Source organism: Caenispirillum salinarum (genome assembly GCF_044803115.1).
Taxonomy (GTDB): domain Bacteria; phylum Pseudomonadota; class Alphaproteobacteria; order Rhodospirillales; family Rhodospirillaceae; genus Caenispirillum; species Caenispirillum salinarum_A.
Genome location: NZ_CP085224.1, coordinates 1,142,722 through 1,161,255 on the forward strand (window position 1 = coordinate 1,142,722; position 18,534 = coordinate 1,161,255).

17 protein-coding genes are annotated in these 18,534 nt (G+C 67.3%); 15 read left to right on the forward strand and 2 right to left on the reverse strand.

Going from position 1 to position 18,534, the window contains the following annotated elements; genetic code table 11:
* Positions 1 to 341: 341 nt before the first annotated feature.
* The 6 genes from LG334_RS05345 to phoB all read left to right on the forward strand — a co-directional run bounded on the left by LG334_RS05345 (position 342) and on the right by phoB (position 6,835).
* Positions 342 to 1,376 carry a substrate-binding domain-containing protein gene (locus LG334_RS05345; RefSeq protein WP_404384021.1) on the forward strand — a complete coding sequence of 345 codons (1,035 nt, stop codon included), beginning with the start codon at positions 342 to 344 and terminating at the stop codon, positions 1,374 to 1,376.
* 192 nt (positions 1,377 to 1,568) lie between these two features.
* The gene (gene pstC, locus LG334_RS05350; RefSeq protein WP_404384023.1) at positions 1,569 to 2,966 is read left to right on the forward strand and encodes a phosphate ABC transporter permease subunit PstC; all 1,398 of its coding nucleotides are present in this window, start codon (positions 1,569 to 1,571) and stop codon (positions 2,964 to 2,966) included.
* A 15-nt stretch (positions 2,967 to 2,981) separates the two neighbouring features.
* Complete coding sequence (pstA, locus tag LG334_RS05355) at positions 2,982 to 4,337, forward strand: phosphate ABC transporter permease PstA (protein ID WP_404384025.1); 1,356 nt, start codon at positions 2,982 to 2,984, stop codon at positions 4,335 to 4,337.
* Positions 4,338 to 4,348: 11 nt separating this feature from the next.
* Entirely contained in the window at positions 4,349 to 5,212 is an 864-nt protein-coding gene (gene pstB, locus LG334_RS05360; protein WP_404384027.1) for a phosphate ABC transporter ATP-binding protein PstB, read from the forward strand.
* 160 nt (positions 5,213 to 5,372) lie between these two features.
* The gene (gene phoU, locus LG334_RS05365) at positions 5,373 to 6,122 is read left to right on the forward strand and encodes a phosphate signaling complex protein PhoU (RefSeq protein ID WP_404384029.1); all 750 of its coding nucleotides are present in this window, start codon (positions 5,373 to 5,375) and stop codon (positions 6,120 to 6,122) included.
* Positions 6,123 to 6,130: 8 nt separating this feature from the next.
* Positions 6,131 to 6,835 carry a phosphate regulon transcriptional regulator PhoB gene (phoB, locus tag LG334_RS05370; RefSeq protein WP_404384031.1) on the forward strand — a complete coding sequence of 235 codons (705 nt, stop codon included), beginning with the start codon at positions 6,131 to 6,133 and terminating at the stop codon, positions 6,833 to 6,835.
* Positions 6,836 to 7,038: 203 nt separating this feature from the next.
* On the opposite strand, the gene LG334_RS05375 is transcribed toward phoB, so the two are convergent.
* Positions 7,039 to 7,647: a GNAT family N-acetyltransferase gene (locus LG334_RS05375; RefSeq protein WP_404384033.1), complete on the reverse strand. Its 609-nt coding sequence runs from the start codon at positions 7,645 to 7,647 to the stop codon at positions 7,039 to 7,041.
* 63 nt (positions 7,648 to 7,710) lie between these two features.
* Between LG334_RS05375 and LG334_RS05380 the strand changes: the two genes are divergently transcribed.
* Positions 7,711 to 8,751, forward strand: a complete 1,041-nt coding sequence (locus tag LG334_RS05380) for an alpha/beta hydrolase (RefSeq protein WP_404384035.1) — start codon at positions 7,711 to 7,713, stop codon at positions 8,749 to 8,751.
* Between the two features lie 91 nt (positions 8,752 to 8,842).
* Here LG334_RS05380 and LG334_RS05385 read toward each other — a convergent pair whose 3' ends face one another.
* Positions 8,843 to 10,297 (reverse strand): hypothetical protein, encoded by a 1,455-nt coding sequence (locus tag LG334_RS05385; protein ID WP_404384037.1) that lies wholly within the window; start codon positions 10,295 to 10,297, stop codon positions 8,843 to 8,845.
* A 302-nt stretch (positions 10,298 to 10,599) separates the two neighbouring features.
* On the opposite strand from LG334_RS05385, the gene LG334_RS05390 reads away from it, so the two are divergent.
* The 8 genes from LG334_RS05390 (at position 10,600) to LG334_RS05425 (ending at position 18,529) form a co-directional block, all read left to right on the forward strand.
* Positions 10,600 to 11,772 carry an isovaleryl-CoA dehydrogenase gene (locus tag LG334_RS05390; protein WP_404384039.1) on the forward strand — a complete coding sequence of 391 codons (1,173 nt, stop codon included), beginning with the start codon at positions 10,600 to 10,602 and terminating at the stop codon, positions 11,770 to 11,772.
* 149 nt (positions 11,773 to 11,921) lie between these two features.
* Positions 11,922 to 13,112 (forward strand): acetyl-CoA C-acyltransferase, encoded by a 1,191-nt coding sequence (locus LG334_RS05395; RefSeq protein WP_404384041.1) that lies wholly within the window; start codon positions 11,922 to 11,924, stop codon positions 13,110 to 13,112.
* A 194-nt stretch (positions 13,113 to 13,306) separates the two neighbouring features.
* The gene (locus LG334_RS05400) at positions 13,307 to 13,987 is read left to right on the forward strand and encodes an SDR family oxidoreductase (RefSeq protein ID WP_404384043.1); all 681 of its coding nucleotides are present in this window, start codon (positions 13,307 to 13,309) and stop codon (positions 13,985 to 13,987) included.
* Complete coding sequence (locus LG334_RS05405) at positions 13,984 to 14,598, forward strand: carbonic anhydrase (RefSeq protein WP_404384045.1); 615 nt, start codon at positions 13,984 to 13,986, stop codon at positions 14,596 to 14,598. The genes LG334_RS05400 and LG334_RS05405 overlap by 4 nt, the downstream gene beginning before the upstream one ends.
* 80 nt (positions 14,599 to 14,678) lie before the next feature.
* A complete protein-coding gene (locus LG334_RS05410) occupies positions 14,679 to 15,815 on the forward strand; it encodes an acyl-CoA dehydrogenase family protein (protein ID WP_404384047.1) in 1,137 nt (378 codons plus the stop codon).
* A gap of 56 nt (positions 15,816 to 15,871) precedes the next feature.
* Positions 15,872 to 16,477: a 2-hydroxychromene-2-carboxylate isomerase gene (locus LG334_RS05415; RefSeq protein WP_404384049.1), complete on the forward strand. Its 606-nt coding sequence runs from the start codon at positions 15,872 to 15,874 to the stop codon at positions 16,475 to 16,477.
* On the forward strand, positions 16,471 to 16,905 hold the full coding sequence (locus LG334_RS05420; RefSeq protein WP_404384051.1) for a rhodanese-like domain-containing protein: 435 nt from the start codon (positions 16,471 to 16,473) through the stop codon (positions 16,903 to 16,905). Before LG334_RS05415 ends, LG334_RS05420 begins: the two co-directional genes overlap by 7 nt.
* Before the next feature lie 13 nt (positions 16,906 to 16,918).
* A complete protein-coding gene (locus LG334_RS05425) occupies positions 16,919 to 18,529 on the forward strand; it encodes a carboxyl transferase domain-containing protein (protein WP_404384053.1) in 1,611 nt (536 codons plus the stop codon).
* Positions 18,530 to 18,534 lie beyond the last annotated feature (5 nt).

An 18,534-nucleotide genomic window follows, 5' to 3' on the forward strand; every position in this document is an offset into this window, starting at 1 on the left:
GGCCCGATGCTTCCTGTCGCACGGATCCTGAAATGCTTGCGCGCCACGTCGCGCAAAGCCGCTGCGCGCGAGTCTGTTACAGAACCGCGACCGGCAGGCGGAAAGGCGCGCCCGCCTTCATCCGAAAGGCGCATTAGACAAGGCGCCGGCAAGGTCTAATCCGTTGGAAATTATCAAGTTTTTACAACGGTCGCCGTTGTCACATAACTTTAAATCTTCTGTCACAAAGGGGTCGCCGTTCCTGACTACAGTCAGCGCGTGCCGAGCCGGGGGTCTCCCGGCCGTCAGGCTCGATATTCGTTAGAGCCTATTGTCGCTCGACTGACTCACTGGAGGTCCACGTGATCAAGAAGACCATCGCCCTGGCCGCTCTGGCCACCGTCGCCGCTGCCGGCGCCGCCGAGGCCCGCGACCAGATCCGCATCGTCGGTTCGTCGACGGTGTATCCGTTCTCGACCACCGTGGCCGAGAACTTCGGGCGGTCCACCGAATTCAGCACGCCGATCGTCGAGTCCACGGGCACGGGCGGCGGCATGAAGCTGTTCTGCGCCGGCGTCGGCACCGAGAACCCCGACTTCACGGGCGCCTCGCGCCGCATGAAGGTGACGGAGCTTGAGAACTGCTTCGGCAACGGCGTGGACAACGTGACCGAGATGAAGATTGGTTATGACGGCATCGTCATCGCCAACGACAAGACCGGTCCGGACATGGAAGTGTCGCGCGAGCAGCTGTGGCTGGCCCTCGCCGCCGAGGTTCCGGTGGACGGCAAGCTGGTCGAAAACCCCTACACCAAGTGGTCGGACATCTCCGGCGACCTGCCCGACACCGAGATCGAGGTCCTGGGCCCGCCGCCGACGTCCGGCACCCGCGACGCCTTCGTCGAGCTGGTGATGGAAGAGGGCTGCGAAGGCCCGCTGGAAGGCATCGAGCTGTCCAAGGACGAGCACAAGGCCACCTGCGCCACCATGCGTGAAGACGGTGCCTTCGTCGAAGCCGGCGAGAACGACAACCTGATCGTCCAGAAGCTGCAGGCCAACAAGAACGCCTTCGGCATCTTCGGCTTCTCCTTCCTGGAGCAGAACAGCGACGCCCTCAAGGGCTCGGTCGTCGACGGCGAGCAGCCGACCTACGAGAACATCGCGTCGGGCGCCTACCCGGTGTCGCGCTCGATGTACTTCTACGTCAAGAACGCCCACGTCGGCACGATCCCCGGCATGGAAGCCTTCGTGGCCGAGTTCACCAGCCCCCGCGCCTGGGGTCCGGACGGATACCTGGTCGACAAGGGCCTGATCGCCATGGACGAGGCCGAGCGCGAGGAATACCGCGAGAAGGCCATGAACCTGACGCCGATCACCATGGACGACCTGAAGAAGTAATCGGGTTTTCCAATAGCTTGGGTGGCCGGTCCCTCGGGGCCGGCCATCACGGCTTGCCGGCGGCCCGTCATTTCACGGGCGGAACCAAATGAACGCCGGGCGATTCAGACTCGACAAATCATGCTTTGATCCATAGTCACGACGACGCCGTTGAAGGCACCCCTTTCCCCATCGTCGGTTTAGCGAGAGCCCATGCAATCGTTCACGCTCATCCTCGTCCTGCTGGTGCTGACGGTCGTCGGCTTCCGGCTTGGGCGCGGCCGCGCCGTTTCCGTTGTCGGAGGCGAGACGCGCAAGCTCCACTCGCTGCCCAGCTACTATGGCATGTACGTCGCCCTGTGGTGCGGCATTCCGGCCTTCATCATGCTGGGGCTGTGGCTGGCCTTCCAGGACACCATCCTGACCCAGCTGACGCTGGCGTCGCTGCCCGACACGGCGCTGATGGGGCCGGACGGCGAGCGCATGTCGGACTCGCGCATCGGGCTGCTGCTCAACGACATCCGCAACACCGCGCAGGGCAACATCGCGTCCGCCAGCAGCGAACTCGTGCGCGACGCCGCCGCCTACTACAACAGCCTGAAGGCGACCGGCGGTTGGCTGCTGACGGTGGTGGTGCTGGCGCTGGCCGTCGGCGGCGCCGGCTGGGCCTGGAAGCGCGTGTCCCCCGAGCTGCGCGCCCGCAACGGCGTGGAGATGGCGGTAAAGGTGTTCATGGTCATCTGCTCGACCATCGCCATCTTCACCACCATCGGCATCATTCTCTCGCTGCTGTTCGAAAGCCTGCGGTTCTTCTCCATGGTGCCGGTGACCGACTTCCTGTTCGGCACCCACTGGAGCCCGCAGATTTCGCTTCGCACCGACCAGGTGGGCAGCTCGGGCAGCTTCGGCGCCATCCCGCTGTTCGCCGGCACGTTCCTGATCTCGGCCATCGCCATGTCGGTCGCCGTGCCCATCGGCCTGCTGTCGGCCATCTACATGGCCGAGTACGCGCCGCGCAAGGTGCGCGGCATCGTCAAGCCGGTGCTGGAAATCCTGGCCGGCATCCCGACGGTGGTCTACGGCTTCTTCGCCGCCCTGACGGTCGCCCCCTTCTTCCGCGACTCGGGTCAGCTGTTCGGCCTTTCGATCAGTTCCGAAAGCGCGCTGGCGGCGGGCCTGGTCATGGGCATCATGATCATTCCCTTCGTCAGCTCGCTGTCGGACGACGTCATCACCGCCGTGCCCAATGCCATGCGCGAGGGGTCCTACGGCCTGGGGGCGACGCATTCGGAAACCATCAAGCGCGTGGTCCTGCCGGCGGCGCTGCCGGGCATCGTCGGCGGGGTGCTGCTTGCCGTGTCGCGCGCCATCGGCGAGACCATGATCGTGGTGATGGCCGCCGGCCTGGCCGCCAACCTGACGGCCAACCCCTTCGAGGCGGTCACCACCGTCACCGTGCAGATCGTCACCCTGCTGGTCGGCGACCAGGAGTTCGACAGCCCCAAGACGCTGGCCGCCTTCGCGCTGGGCCTGGTGCTGTTCCTCATCACGCTGTGCCTCAACGTCATCGCCCTGCATGTGGTACGAAAGTACCGCGAGCAGTACGAGTAAGGGAGGGATCGGACCATGGCATCGCCCCGCCCGAACGCCTATGATCCGGCCGCCACCGCCGCAGCCGAAGGAACCGCCGTGAGTACCCGTACCAGCACCACCGCCGAGCGCGTCAACGCCGGCCTGAAAGCCCGCTACCGCGCCGAGAAGCGCTTCCGCATGTATGGCGTGATCGCCATCGCGGCGGCGCTGATGATGGTCGCGACGCTGTTCGTCAGCATCGTGTCCAAGGGCTACACGGCCTTCGTCATCACCTCCATCAGCCTGCCGGTGACGGTGGAGCGCGATCTGGTCGCCAACGCCGACGGCGAGGTGACCGAAAAGAGCATCGCTTTCGCCAACTTCGCCAAACCTTTGCGGGACGCCCTGGAAGCCCAGTTCCCCGAGGTCGAGAGCCGGTCCGAGCGCCGCGCCCTGTACTCGATCCTGTCGGACGGCGCCAGCTTCAAGCTTCAGCGCATGATCGAGGAGAACCCGGACCTGATCGGCCGCGAGTTCACCCTGACCTCGCCGGTCTCGTCGGACTTCGACGTGCTGAACAAGGGCCAGATCGACCTCTCGGCGCCCGAGAACATGCGCCGCATCTCCGACGCCCAGGCGGGCTGGTTCCAGACGCTGCAGGAGCGTGGCCTGATCGAGACCGCGTTCAACACCAACCTGTTCACCAACGGCGACAGCCGCCAGCCCGAGTTGGCCGGCATCTGGGGCGCCGTGGTCGGCAGCTTCTACACCCTGGTGGTCACGCTGGCGCTGTCCTTCCCCATCGGTGTGGCCGCGGCGGTCTACCTGGAAGAGTTCGCGCCCAAGAACAAGTGGACCGACCTGATCGAGGTGAACATCAACAACCTCGCGGCCGTGCCCTCCATCGTGTTCGGTCTGCTGGGCCTGGCGGTGTTCCTCCAGGTGTTCGGGCTGCCGCGATCGGCGCCGCTGGTGGGCGGCATGGTGCTGACGCTGATGACGCTGCCGACCATCATCATCGCCAGCCGCGCGGCGCTGAAGTCGGTGCCGCCGTCCATCCGCGAGGCCGCCCTTGGCGTCGGTGCCTCCAAGCTCCAGATGATTACCCACCACGTGCTGCCGCTGGCCATGCCCGGCATGCTGACGGGCACCATCATCGGCATGGCGCAGGCCCTGGGTGAAACGGCGCCGCTGCTGATGATCGGCATGGTCGCCTTCGTGGTCGACGTTCCCGGCGGCCCCATGGACCCGTCCACCGTTCTGCCCGTGCAGATCTACTTGTGGGCGGACAGCCCGGAGCGCGCCTTCGTCGCCAAGACCTCGGCCGCCATCATGGTGCTGCTGGCCTTCCTGGTTTTCATGAACGCCGCCGCCGTGCTCCTTCGTAAAAAGTTCGAACGTCGCTGGTAGGACCCGACCCGATGAACACGCAAGCCACCGCCGCTGCCCCGACCGCGCCGAAGGCCGACGCCGAACAGCCGCCCGCCCCGCAGGAGACCGCCGGCGCGCCGCTGCTCGGCCCGGGCGAGACGCCGAAGATCGCGAGCCGCGACGTGCACGTGCACTACGGCGAGAAGCACGCGATCAAGGGCGTCAACCTGGACATCAAGGAGAACGAGGTGACCGCCTTCATCGGTCCCTCGGGCTGCGGCAAGTCCACGTTCCTGCGCTGCCTGAACCGCATGAACGACACCATCGACATCGCCCGCGTCACCGGCAAGATCACGCTGGACGGCCAGGACGTCTACGACAAGCGGGTGGACGTCGTGCAGTTGCGCGCCCGGGTCGGCATGGTGTTCCAGAAGCCCAACCCGTTCCCGAAGTCCATCTTCGAGAACGTGGCCTACGGCCCGCGCATCCACGGCATCGCCCGCGGCAAGGACGAGATCGAGGAAATCGTCATGTCCTCGCTGGACCGCGCCGGCCTGCTGGGCGAGGTGAAGGACTACCTGGACCAGCCCGGCACCGGCCTGTCCGGCGGCCAGCAGCAGCGCCTGTGCATCGCGCGCGCCATCGCCGTCAGCCCCGAGGTGATCCTGATGGACGAGCCGTGCTCGGCGCTCGACCCCATCGCGACGGCCAAGATCGAGGAGCTGATCGACGAACTGCGCGAGAACTACACCATCGTCATCGTCACCCACTCCATGCAGCAGGCGGCCCGCGTCTCCCAGCGCACGGCCTTTTTCCACCTGGGCAACCTGGTGGAGTGCGGCGACACCGAGCAGATCTTCACCAACCCGCAGCACCGGCTGACGCAGGGCTACATCACCGGCCGCTTCGGCTGACGGAAAGCCCGCGCGGGGGCGTGGGGGAGAGACGGCGCAGGCCGGCGGCGGCACGGGACCGGGGGGATCGGTTCCGGCCGCCGGCCAGGGCGCCGACGGCAGGCACAGCGGGCGGCAGCGCGGCGTAATCGGCCGTGATCCCGCCGCGGGAGTAGCAGTCGTGACCGACGAGTCGATCAAGAAAGCCGAACACACCGTCAGCGCCTTCGGCGAGGACCTTCAGAAGCTGACCGACATGATCGTCCGCATGGGCGGCCTGGCGGAAGCGCAACTGGCCTCGGCCCTGCAGGCGCTGGCGCGCCGGGACAGCGAACTGGCGGGCCGGGTCATCACGTCGGACCAGCGCATCGACGAGATGGAGCAGGAGGTGCACGCCTTCGTCGTGCGCCTGATCGCCCTGCGCCAGCCTGTCGCCGACGACCTGCGCAACTGCGTCAGCGCCCTGAAGATCGCCGCCGACATCGAGCGCATCGGCGATTACGCGGCCAACGTCGCCAAGCGGGCCATGGTGCTCAACCAACTGGCTCCGGTGCGCCACATCGCCGCCATGCCCGCCATGGGCCGGATCGTGCAGGAACTCATCAACGACATCCTCGATGCCTACGTCGAACGCGACGTGCGCAAGGCCATCGACGTCTGGCAGCGCGACGAGGAGGTGGACGAGCTTCATACCAGCCTGTTCCGCGAGCTAGTCACCTACATGATGGAGGACCCGCGCAACATCACCGCGGCGACCCATCTGATGTTCATCGCCAAGAACATCGAACGCATCGGCGACCACGCCACCAACGTGGCCGAGACCATTCACTTCCTGGTCCAGGGGACGCCCCTGCGCGGCCGCCGCCCCAAGGGCAACGACCAGGATTACAGCCTGACGACCCGGCAGCCGGCCGGGGAAGGGACGGAGTAGCACAACCGATGAAGCCGCTCGTGATGATCGTCGAGGACGAAATCGCCCTCGTCACCATGCTCCGGTACAACCTGGAGAAGGAAGGCTATCGCGTGGTCGAGGCCACCGACGGCGAGGAAGCCCTCACCGTCGCCGCCGAGAACACGCCGCAGCTCATCCTGCTGGACTGGATGCTGCCCATGATGTCGGGCATCGAGGTCTGCCGCCAGTTGCGCCGCAAGCCGGCCACCAAGGACACGCCCGTCATCATGCTGACGGCGCGCGGCGAGGAAAGTGACAAGGTGCGCGGCCTGAACACCGGGGCCGACGACTACCTGACCAAGCCGTTCTCCATGCCCGAGTTGATGGCCCGCATCTCGGCCCTGCTGCGCCGCTCGCAGCCGGTGCAGCAGAGCAAGGGCGTGCTGGCCTACGAGGACATCTCCATGGACCTGTCGGCCCACCGCGTCACCCGCGGCGGCCGCTACGTCCACCTCGGCCCGACGGAATTCCGCCTGCTCCAGTTCCTCATGGAGCATCCGGGCTGCGTGTTCTCGCGCGAGGAACTGCTGAACGCCGTCTGGGGCCCCGACATCTACGTCGAGCCGCGCACGGTGGACGTCCACATCCGCCGCCTGCGCAAGGCGCTGAACGGCGAGAAGGAACAGGACGTCATCCGCACGGTGCGAGCCGCCGGCTACGCGCTGGACGCCAACGCGGTGGTGGCGCAGTAGGAGGCGGCCACCGGGGTCGAAGCAGGCGAGGGATTGCGACGCGGCACTCCCTCGCGCGCGCGGCCACCTTCCGCGGGATGGAACGGACACGGCGCCGCAGAGGCGGCACCCGGCCTGCGCGGCGGTCGGTGGAGATCATCGCTGAAAACATGTCTGCCGCCATGAGCGGAACCCGAACGGCGCCCGTGTTGGGCGCGTCGTGCTCACGCCCCGTTCACGGCCTTGAGCATGGTGGTGGACGACTTGAAACCGAACAGGGGGTGCAGCGGGCCGAGGAAGGCTGTCGCTGTGGCGCCGTATCCATGCCGCTCGTACAGGGCGCGGGCGCGCGGGTTGCGGTCGATGACGTCAAGGCGGATCCGCGCCAGGCCGCAGGCTGCCGCGTGCCGCTCCACGGCGGTCAACAGCGCAGTGCCCACGCCGCGATCCCGCGCCGCCGGCGCCACGAATATGCCGTCCATGAGCAGGGTGCCATCCTCGCAGGAACGCTCCAGAAGGCTCACGAGCAGGCCGCGCACCGCGGCGCCGGGCCAGCCGTAGACCGCCGCGAGGTCCGCGATCGTGCCGCCGACGAAGGCGCCACGCGCGGTCTTGAAGCCCGCGACACCAAGGAACAGGCCGTCATCGGATACCGCGCTGATGGCATGTGCCGGGTCGAGGACGCGCTCGATGAAGGTCACCGCACGGTGCCGGGGGCCGAGGGGGTACCGCAGTTTCCGCGCGAACGCCTCCCAGTACCCTTCGGCGGCCTGCCGTCTGTGTTCGGGCCGGAAGCCCGCTTCGATGTGGAACGGCCGGTGCGTTTCGGTCATGGCGGGTCCTGGCTGGGATGTCATACAACAAGAGGCATATAGGGGCACAGCAGGGCGGGTGAAATGGCATGGCTGCGACGTTTGCTGGTTGCGGGAGGCTTCCTCGCCGCGCTGGCGGTGGCCGGCGCCGTCCTTATGTGGCGGCTGGAGGATCACGACCTGGGTCACCGGCAGAGCGAAGCTTTCTCCGTCGCCACGCCGGACGGGCGGCTCGCGGGCTCGCTCTGGCTGCCGGACGGCCCGCCACGCGCGGCCGTTGCGCTGGTCCACGGAGACGGCCCGCAGGACCGCACCGCCAGCGGCGGCTACGCGCAGCTGATCAACACCCTGCTGGATGCCGGCCTTGCCGTCGTTGCCTGGGACAAGCCGGGCACGGGCGGGTCGGCCGGCAACTGGCTGGATCAGTCCATGGACGACCGCGCGGCGGAAACGCGCGCCGCGCTCGCCGCCCTGCGACGCCGCATCGCGCCGGTGCCGGTCGGCGCCCTGGGGTTCTCCCAGGCGGGGTGGGTGCTGCCCAAGCTGCGGCAGGAGGATGCGGCCTTCCTGGTGCTGGCCGGCCCGGCCGTCTCCTGGCAGGACCAGGGGCGGTACTACACGCGGACGCGGCTTGAGCGTCAGGGCATGGCGCCGGACCGGATCGAGGCCGAACTGGACCGCCTGGCCCGCGAGGACGACCGTCTGTTCGGCCCGGCGCATGTCGATCCCGCCGCGCTGCCCGACGGCCTCGACCCTGACCGGCGGGCCTTCATCCGCCGCAACCGAACCGCCGACGCCACCGACGACCTGCGGCGCCTGCGGCTGCCGCTGCTCGCCCTGTGGGGCGCCAACGACCTGAACGTGGACGCGGCCGGAGCCGCCCGCGTCTACCGTGACACGGCGGCTGGCAATCATCCCGCGAACCGGATCGTGACGGTGCCTGGCGCCACGCACGGGCTTCTCAAGGCCGACCGCTACAACACGCAGCTGGTGAGCCAGTGGCCGTGGTACACCCTGGGCGCCTTCCTGCTGGAGGGGCGGCGGGCCTACGCGCCGGGAACCCTCGACACGATCCTCGACTGGATCTTGGCGCGCGCGGAGGCACGGGCGTCTTCAGACGGTTGATCGTTTGACGGTGATCGGGCGGCGCGGCGCGGCGCGGCGGCCAGTCGCCCGCGCCAGGCGGCACCTGTGGGATTTCGGGCGGCGCTCGGTCTTACTTCAGCTTCATGAACGGCCGCAGCGGTCCGTCCAGCAGGTCGCTGTGGGCGACGATCTGGACGATCTCGCCTTCGCCCTTGATGGAGCCGCGCTGCTTCATCTCGGCGAACTGTTTCACCAGCACAGCGATGGCGCCCGCGCCCTTGGGCTCCTGCAGGGGACCTTCAAAGAACTTGCGGCCCATGCGGTCCTTGTTCCACAGGCCTTCCAGCAGGTTGAGCGCCTCGCCGAAGGTGGGGTCGGTGGGCTGGCGGTCGGTGACGCGGGTGTTGTTGGGTCCGACGATCTTCAGCGCCACCAGCACCTGCGGCGTCATGTATTCCACATAGCGTTCGGTGAAGACGCGCATCTGGTCGATGCGGTCGGGCCGCTTCTCCGAGGGCAGGGTGCGCAGGTCGTCCATGATCTGCGCATAGGCCGCCAGCAAAGCCGGTCCGCGCTGCACCAGGTCCGAGAACGATCCGCCCAGGATGCGGCGGAGCGCGCCGATGTCGGTCTCGAAGCGGCGGCCCTTCAGCCGCGACTGGCCGCGGGCGCGGCGTTCGTCGTTCACCTTGTCGGTAATGTCGATGATGGTCCACGCGCCCAGCACACGGATGGCCTCAGGGTCCTCGATATCGAGGATGCTGTCGTCCAGGTCGCGGATCTGCTCGACGCAGGTAAAGCTCTCGGCCACCGCCGTCAGGAACTCCGGTGTCCATTGCAGCACCTTGTGGAAGTCCCGCGTCAGGATCATCCGCAGCGGCCGGATGTGGTAGGGCTTGAGCTTCACCACGGCGGCCAGCTGGTCGCCCGGCAGCCGCGCCAGCTGCGGCATGAAGTTCTGGCCCAGGCCCTTGGAGAACTCCTCCACCGTCAGCGCGTCGAGGTTGGCGATCAGTCGGACCTTGCGCAGGCCCTCCAGGTCGCCGACGGCACCTTTCAGCTTGGCGCCCATGGTGGGGTTTTCCCGGAACGCGGCGTCGACGGCGCGCTCGATGAAAAGCCGTTCGGCCTCGGCCACCGTCAGGCCGCAGGCGGCGGCGGTGCGCTTGCGGTTGCCGGGCGCGATGGGCTTGCCGTCGGCGCCCCGAACGGCGATGAGGCGGGCCGCCCATGCGCCGTCAAACATGCGCAGGCCGCGTTCCACCGCGCCGGCGTCGTGGACGGCGTCGTCGAACGCCATGTCCTCCAGCAGGCGCTGCTGCTCGGGGTAGAGTTTCTGTTCGATACGCTGGAGGATGGGATAGAGCCGCGCCGCCGTGTGCATCAGGCGCGCCTTGCGGCCGACCGACAGCAGGGTCCCGAGCGAGCGGAAGGGCTGGCGCAGCGAGCCGGGAAGCGGGGCGATCGCCTTGCCGTCGCCCATGGCGGCATTGACGGTGAAGCGGGCGCGCCGCTTTCGCGCCGGCGGCGCAGACGTCTCTGCCGGTTCGTCCTCTGCCGCGCGCTGCTGCACGTCCGTTGCCATCCCGCCTTTGCACGCAGCCGAGTCGTGGCGGCGCGTTCCCTGTTCGTCTTTTCGTCGAAAGTCTGACCGAACCGGAAGGATAAATCAACCGAAAGGCGTTACTCGAAACAAGGTTTTCCCGCCTTCCTTTGTCGGAATCGCCGCTTATGCCCATCGGATGGGCCAAAACCGACGTCCACGCCCATCGCGCTGTTGACGTTTACGTTAACGTAAACTATGGTCCTTTCCCAATGCCGGACCACACGGCCAGACACGACCACAGGGCGCCAAGACAAGGCACGACGGAAGGACCGAGACACGCCATGACCGCCATCAGCTTTCCCAGCCTGACGTTCGACCTCGGTGAAGACATCGAGATGCTGCGCGACAGCGTCCGCAATTTTGCGCAGGCGGAAATCGCGCCGCGCGCCGCCGAGATCGACGAGAAGAACGAGTTCCCCAACGACCTGTGGCGCAAGTTCGGCGACATGGGCCTGCTCGGCATCACGGTCGGCGAGGAATACGGCGGCTCCGACATGGGCTACGTCGCCCACATCGTCGCCATGGAGGAAATCTCCCGCGCCTCGGCGTCGGTGGGCCTGTCCTATGGCGCGCATTCCAACCTCTGCGTCAACCAGATCAAGCGCAACGGCACCGCCGCCCAGAAGGAAAAGTACCTTCCCAAGCTGATCTCGGGCGAGCACGTCGGCGCGCTGGCCATGTCCGAGCCGGGTGCCGGGTCGGACGTCGTCGGCATGCGCACCCGCGCGGTGAAGCAGGGCGACCGCTACGTCCTGAACGGCAACAAGATGTGGATCACCAACGGCCCCGACGCCGACACCCTGGTGGTCTACGCCAAGACCGACCCGGACGCCGGCCCCAAGGGCATCACGGCCTTCCTGATCGAGAAGGGCATGAAGGGCTTCTCCACGGCGCAGAAGCTGGACAAGCTGGGCATGCGCGGCTCCAACACCTGCGAGCTGGTGTTCGAGGATTGCGAGGTGCCCGAAGAGAACGTGCTGGGCGAGGTCAACAAGGGCGTGCGCGTCCTGATGAGCGGCCTGGACTACGAGCGCGCGGTGCTGGCCGGTGGCCCGCTGGGCATCATGGTGGCCTGCCTGGACGTGGTGGTGCCCTACATCCACGAGCGCAAGCAGTTCGGCCAGGCCATCGGCGAGTTCCAGCTCATGCAGGGCAAGATCGCCGACATGTACGTGACGACCAACGCCTGCAAGGCCTACGTCTACGCCGTCGGCCAAGCCTGCGACCGCGACCAGACCACCCGCAAGGACGCCGCCGGCGCCATCCTGTATTCTGCCGAGAAGGCCACCCAGATGGCGCTGGACGCGATCCAGGCGCTGGGCGGCAACGGCTACATCAACGAATACCCGACGGGCCGCCTGCTGCGCGACGCCAAGCTGTACGAGATCGGCGCCGGCACCAGCGAAATCCGCCGCATGCTGATCGGCCGCGAACTGTTCAACGAGACCGCCTGAGGCTTCTAATGGAATAGCCACCAAGTCACCAAGGACACCAAGGGGCAGTGCAGTCGGATGCGATCCGCTGACGTGTCGCTCGGCGAGATTTCTTGGTGTTCTTTGTGCACTTGGTGGCCTCGCTAACCGCTGCCTGGAGTAGTGAACAAATGACCGCTTCCGATCCCGTCGTCATCGTTTCCGCCGCCCGTACGCCCATGGGCGGGTTCCAGGGTGACCTGAAGGACATGAGCGCCCCGGACCTGGGCGCCGTCGCCATCAAGGCCGCGCTGGCCGACTCCGGCGTGCCGGCCGAGGACATCGACGAGGTCATCATGGGCCTCGTGCTGCCCGCCGGCCTGGGCCAGGCCCCGGCGCGTCAGGCGTCGCGCTTCGCCGGCATCCCGGACGCCGCGGGCTGCACCACCATCAACAAGATGTGCGGCTCGGGCATGAAGGCGGCCATGTTCGCCCACGATGTCCTCATGGCCGGCACCAACACGGTGATGGTCGCGGGCGGCATGGAGAGCATGACCAACAGCCCCTACATCCTGCCCAAGGCCCGCGGCGGCATGCGCATGGGCCACGGCGAGGTGAAGGACCACATGTTCCTCGACGGACTGGAGGACGCCTACGACAAGGGCCGCCTCATGGGCACCTTCGCCGAGGACACCGCTCAAGCCTACCAGTTCACCCGCGAGAGCATGGACGATTTCGCCATCCGCTCGCTGGAGCGCGCCAAGAAGGCCAACGAGGACGGCACCTTCAAGGCCGAGATCACGCCGGTCACCGTCAAGACCCGCAAGGGCGAGACGGTGGTCGACACCGACGAGCAGCCCTTCAAGGCCAACATCGAGAAGATCCCGAGCCTCAAGCCCGCCTTCCGCAAGGACGGCACGGTGACGGCCGCCAACTCGTCGTCCATCTCCGACGGTGCCGCCGCCCTGGTGCTGATGCGCCGCAGCGAAGCCGAGAAGCGCGGCCTGACGCCGCTGGCGACCATCATCGGCCACGCCACCGACGCCCGCGAGCCCGCCTGGTTCACCACCGCCCCCATCGGCTCCATCGAAAAGCTGATGGAGAAGGTGAACTGGTCTGCCAAGGACGTGGACCTGTGGGAGATCAACGAGGCCTTCGCCGTGGTCGCCATGGCCGCCATGCGCGACCTGGACCTGCCGGCCGACAAGGTGAACATCCACGGCGGTGCCTGCGCGCTCGGCCATCCCATTGGCGCGTCGGGTGCGCGAATCCTGGTCACGCTCATGAACGCCCTGAAGAAGACCGGCGGCAAGAAGGGCGTCGCCAGCCTTTGCATCGGCGGCGGCGAGGCCACCGCGGTCGCCCTGGAACTGGCCTCCTAAGCGCATCGTCAAGTCCCCTTGGCGCCGCTGATTCCGCGGGATCGGCGGCGTTGTGAAGCTCCCCCAGCGCGCTTGCGCGCCTTTCCGCCCGTCTCTCCCTGTGGCGGACACCTCGGGGACCGGCTTGCCAGCGGCGGGCCGGTCCCCCATTCTCCCCGCCGGGAAATGTGGACTAACAGGAAAGGAGGAGGACCATGCCGACCGTCGTCATAACCGGCGCCAACCGCGGCATCGGACTTGAATTCGCGCGGCAGTACGCCGCCGACGGCTGGCGCGTCATCGCCACCTGCCGGTCGCCGGAGAAGGCTCCGGCCGAACTGACAGGTGCCGATGGCGTGGAGGTTCGTGCGCTGGACGTGGCCGATTTCGCGGGTGTCGCGGCCTTCGGCAAGGCCCTGGCCGACACGCCCGTCGATTTGTTCATCAACAACGCGGGCGTCTACGGCACCCGCGACGCACAGCAGTTCGGCGCCATCGACGCCGACGCCTGGATGGAGGTTCTGAAGGTCAACACCATCGCGCCGGTGAAGATGGTGGAGGCCCTGCTGCCGGCCCTGCAGAAGGCCGACGGCGCCAAGGTCGCGATCCTGTCGAGCAAGGTGGGCTCGGTGGCCGACAACGGCTCGGGCGGCAACTACGCCTACCGCACCTCCAAGTCGGCGGTGAACATGGTGGGCAAGAACCTGGCGCTGGAACTGGGCGACATTCCCGTGCTGCTGCTGCATCCCGGCTGGGTGCGCACCGACATGGGCGGGCCCAACGGGTTGATCGATACGCAGGAAAGCGTCGCCGGGATGCGCAAGGTGATCGACGGCGCGGGTCCCGATCAGTCGGGCCACTTCTACGACTACGCCGGCAAGGAGATTCCGTGGTGAGCAGCCAGACCCCCATAGATCGTCTCGTGGCTGGCTTCCGCGGTTTCCACGCCCTGTACTATGAACAGCGGCCCGAGCGCATCGCCGATCTGGTGGAGCGCGGCCAGAAGCCCAAGGTTCTGATGATCGCGTGTTCCGACAGCCGCGTCGATCCCGCCATCGTCACGAATGCCGAGCCCGGCGAGCTGTTCATCGTGCGCAATGTCGCCAACCTGGTGCCGCCCTACATGCCCGACGGCAACTACCACGGCACGAGTGCGGCGCTGGAGTTCGCCGTGCGCGACCTGAAGGTGGAACACATCGTGGTGCTGGGGCACTCGCGCTGCGGTGGCATCCGCGCGCTCATGGACGCCAGCGCCGGCGCCGAGAGCCAGCGGGAATTCATCGGCCCCTGGGTTTCCATCTGCCACTGCGCCGGCGGCAAGGCCGGCAGCGACGAGGTGGAGCGCGGCGCCATCAAGGGCTCGCTCAACAACCTCATGACCTTCCCGTGGGTGCGGGAGCGCGTGGAGGCCGGCAACCTGTCCCTGCATGGCTGGTGGTTCAAGATCGAGACCGGCAACCTGTGGGAGCTTAACGCCGAAACCGGCGAGTACGACCAGCGCGTGTGAGGCCCTCGGGCCTTCCGCGTCATTCAAACAATCAAGCCCCGTCAACGGGGCACGGCTCAAGTCTTTGGAGGACGGCCACCATGGAACATGATGCTCAGCGGCTGATCGTCGACACGGCCCGCAACTTCGCTAAGAACGAACTGGCCCCCCATTCCGAGGAATGGGACCGCAAGCACCAGTTCCCGGCCGATGCCGTGAAGCAGATGGGCGAGCTGGGGTTCATGGGCATGCTCGTGCCCGAGGAGTGGGGCGGGGTCGGCGCCGACAACGTCACCTACGCCATGGCGCTGGAGGAAATCGCGGTCGGCAACGGCGCGGTCTCCACCATCATGAGCGTGCACAACTCGGTCGGCTGCATGCCGATCCTGAAGTTCGGCACGGAAGAGCAGAAGCAGCGGTTCCTGACGCCCATGGCCGAGGGCCGGATGATCGGCGCCTTCTGCCTGACCGAGCCCCAGGCCGGTTCCGACGCCGCGGCACTGAAGACCCGCGCGGTGAAGGACGGCGACCATTGGGTGCTGAACGGCGCCAAGCAGTTCATCACGTCGGGCAAGTACGGCCACGTCGCCATCGTCTTCGCCGTCACCGACCCGTCGAAGGGCAAGAAGGGCATCTCGGCCTTCATCGTCCCCACCGACACGCCGGGCTACGAGGTCGTGCGCGTGGAGGACAAGCTGGGCCAGCATGCGTCCGACACCTGCTCCATCGCCTTCACCGACTGCCGCATCCCCGCCGACCTGATGCTGGGCAAGGAAGGCGACGGCTACAGGATCGCCCTGTCGAACCTGGAGGGCGGGCGCATCGGCATCGCGTCCCAGTCCGTCGGCATGGCCCGCGCGGCTTACGAGGCCGCCCGCGACTACGCCCGCGAGCGCAAGAGCTTCGGCACCGAGATCATCAACCACCAGGCGGTCGCTTTCCGCCTGGCCGAGATGAAGACCAAGATCAACGCCGCGCGCGGCCTGGTCCACGCCGCCGCCGCCAAGCGCGACGCCGGCGAGCCCTGCCTGGAAGAAGCCTGCATGGCCAAGCTGTTCGCCTCCGAAGCGGCCGAAGAGGTCTGCTCGGCGGCCATCCAGACGCTGGGCGGCTACGGCTATCTGGCCGACTACCCGGTGGAGCGCATCTACCGCGACGTCCGCGTCTGCCAGATCTACGAAGGCACCAGCGACGTCCAGAAAATGGTCATCGCCCGCGCCATCGCCAACGAAGACTAAGCCGCTCATAAAACCCAATAAAACAGCGGTCCGGCCACCAGGGAGGCATTCGCGTCATGAGCAAGGGTCCCATCGAGTTCTATTACGATTTCTCCTCGCCCTACGGCTACATCGGGGCCATGCGCATCGAGGACATCGCCGCCGCCCATGATCGGGACATCCTTTGGCGGCCGATCCTGCTGGGCGTGGTCTTCAAGGCCACCAACAGCGCGCCGCTGACCCAGGTGCCGCTGAAGGGCGACTATTCCAAGCACGATTTCGCCCGCACGGCGCGGTACTACAACGTGCCCTACAAGATGCCGTCCAGGTTCCCCATCGCCAGCCAGGCGCCGGCGCGCGGGCATTACTGGCTGGAGGAGCAGGACAAGGGCCTCGCCAAGCGCTTCTCGCTGGCCGTCTTCAACGCCTATTTCGTGGAAGACAAGGACGTCTCCAGCCCCGACGTGGCGGCCGACATCGCCCATGCCCTGGGCGTCGACCGGGCGGCCTTCCTGGAGGCCATCGGCAGCGAGCCCATCAAGCAGCGCCTGAAGGACGAGACGCAGACCGCCGTCGACAAGGGTGTCTGCGGCAGCCCGTTCTTCATCGTCGACGGAGAGCCGTTCTGGGGCTCCGACCGCCTGCCCATGCTGTCCGCCTGGCTGGAGCGCGGCGGATGGTGATGAAAAAGGGCGTCACCGCGCTGCTGGCCGAGGCGGAGGCGGACATCCGCACGCTGTCTCCGGCGGAAGCGCACGCCATGATGGACGACCCCAACGTCCGGCTTGTCGACATCCGCGACGTGCGCGAGCTGGACCGCAAGGGCATGATTCCCGGTGCCCTGCACGCGCCGCGCGGAATGCTCGAGTTCTGGGTCGACCCGGAAAGTCCGTATCACAAGCCCGCCTTCGCCACCGGCCAGACCTTCGTGCTGTATTGCGCGGGCGGCCTGCGCTCGGCGCTTGCGGCCAAGACACTGCAGGACATGGGCCTAGAGCCCGTGGCCCACATCGGCGGCGGCTTCGCCGCGTGGCAAGAGGCGGAACTGCCCACCGCGCCGCGTCCGTCGTCCTCCTCTTCGTCCCATCCTTCGTCCAAGAAGACCGGCTGAGGTTCCCCACCCCATGACCGTCCTGAAAAGCGCCCTCAATCCTCGTTCCGACGAGTTCCGCGCCAACGCCGCCCATATGGAAAGCCTCGTCAACGACCTGCGCGACGTGGTCTCCCGCGTCAAGCAGGGCGGCGGCGAGAAGGCGCGCGACAAGCACGTCTCACGCGGCAAGCTGCTGCCGCGCGACCGCGTTCGCACCCTGCTGGACGTCGGCTCGCCCTTCCTGGAGTTCAGCCAGCTCGCAGCCTACAAGATGTACGGCGAGGACGAGGTGCCCGCCGCCGGCGTCATCACCGGCATCGGCCGCGTCTCGGGCGTCGAGTGCGTCATCGTCGCCAACGACGCCACCGTCAAGGGCGGCACCTACTACCCCATGACGGTCAAGAAGCACCTGCGCGCGCAGGAGATCGCCAAGGAAAACCGGCTGCCCTGCATCTATCTGGTGGACAGTGGCGGCGCCTTCCTGCCCAAGCAGGACGAGGTGTTCCCCGACAAGGAGCACTTCGGCCGCATCTTCTACAACCAGGCCAGCATGTCGGCCATGGGCATCCCGCAGATCGCGGTGGTGATGGGATCGTGCACCGCCGGCGGCGCCTATGTGCCCGCCATGTCGGACGAGAGCATCATCGTGCGCAACCAGGGCACCATCTTCCTGGGCGGCCCGCCGCTGGTGAAGGCGGCGACGGGCGAGGAAGTCTCGGCCGAGGACCTGGGCGGGGCGGACGTCCACTGCAAGATTTCCGGCGTCACCGACCATTACGCCATGGACGACACCCACGCGCTGCACATGGCGCGCCGGGTGGTCGCCAACCTCAATCGCCGCAAGCAGCTCTCGCTGGACGTGGCCGCGCCGGAGGAGCCGCTGTACGACCCGCGCGAAATCTACGGCGTCATTCCCAAGGACACGCGCAAGCCCTGGGACGTGCGCGAGGTCATCATGCGCCTCGTCGACGGCTCGCGGTTCGACGAGTTCAAGGCCAACTACGGCACCTCTCTGGTCACCGGGTTTGCCCGCATCTTCGGCTATCCGGTCGGCATCGTGGCGAACAACGGCATCCTGTTCTCCGAGAGCGCGCTCAAGGGTGCGCACTTCGTGGAACTGTGCAGCCAGCGCGGCATTCCGCTGGTGTTCCTGCAGAACATCACGGGCTTCATGGTCGGCCGCAAGTACGAGAACGGCGGCATCGCCAAGGACGGCGCAAAGATGGTGACGGCGGTGTCCTGCGCCCAGGTGCCCAAGTTCACCGTGCTGATCGGCGGCAGCTTCGGCGCCGGCAACTACGGCATGTGCGGCCGCGCCTACAGCCCGCGCTTCCTGTGGATGTGGCCGAACTCGCGCATTTCCGTCATGGGCGGCGACCAGGCGGCCAACGTGCTCGCCACCGTGCGCCGCGACGGGCTGGAGGCGCGCGGCAAGGAGTGGCCGACCGAGGAGGAAGAGGCCTTCAAGCAGCCCATCCGCGAGCAGTACGAGCACCAGGGTCACCCCTACTACGCCAGCGCGCGCCTGTGGGACGATGGGATTCTCGACCCGGCGGACACCCGCATGTCGCTCGGCCTCGGGCTGTCGGCGTCGCTGAACGCGCCGATCCCCAAGACCGACTTCGGCATCTTCCGGATGTAAGGGGC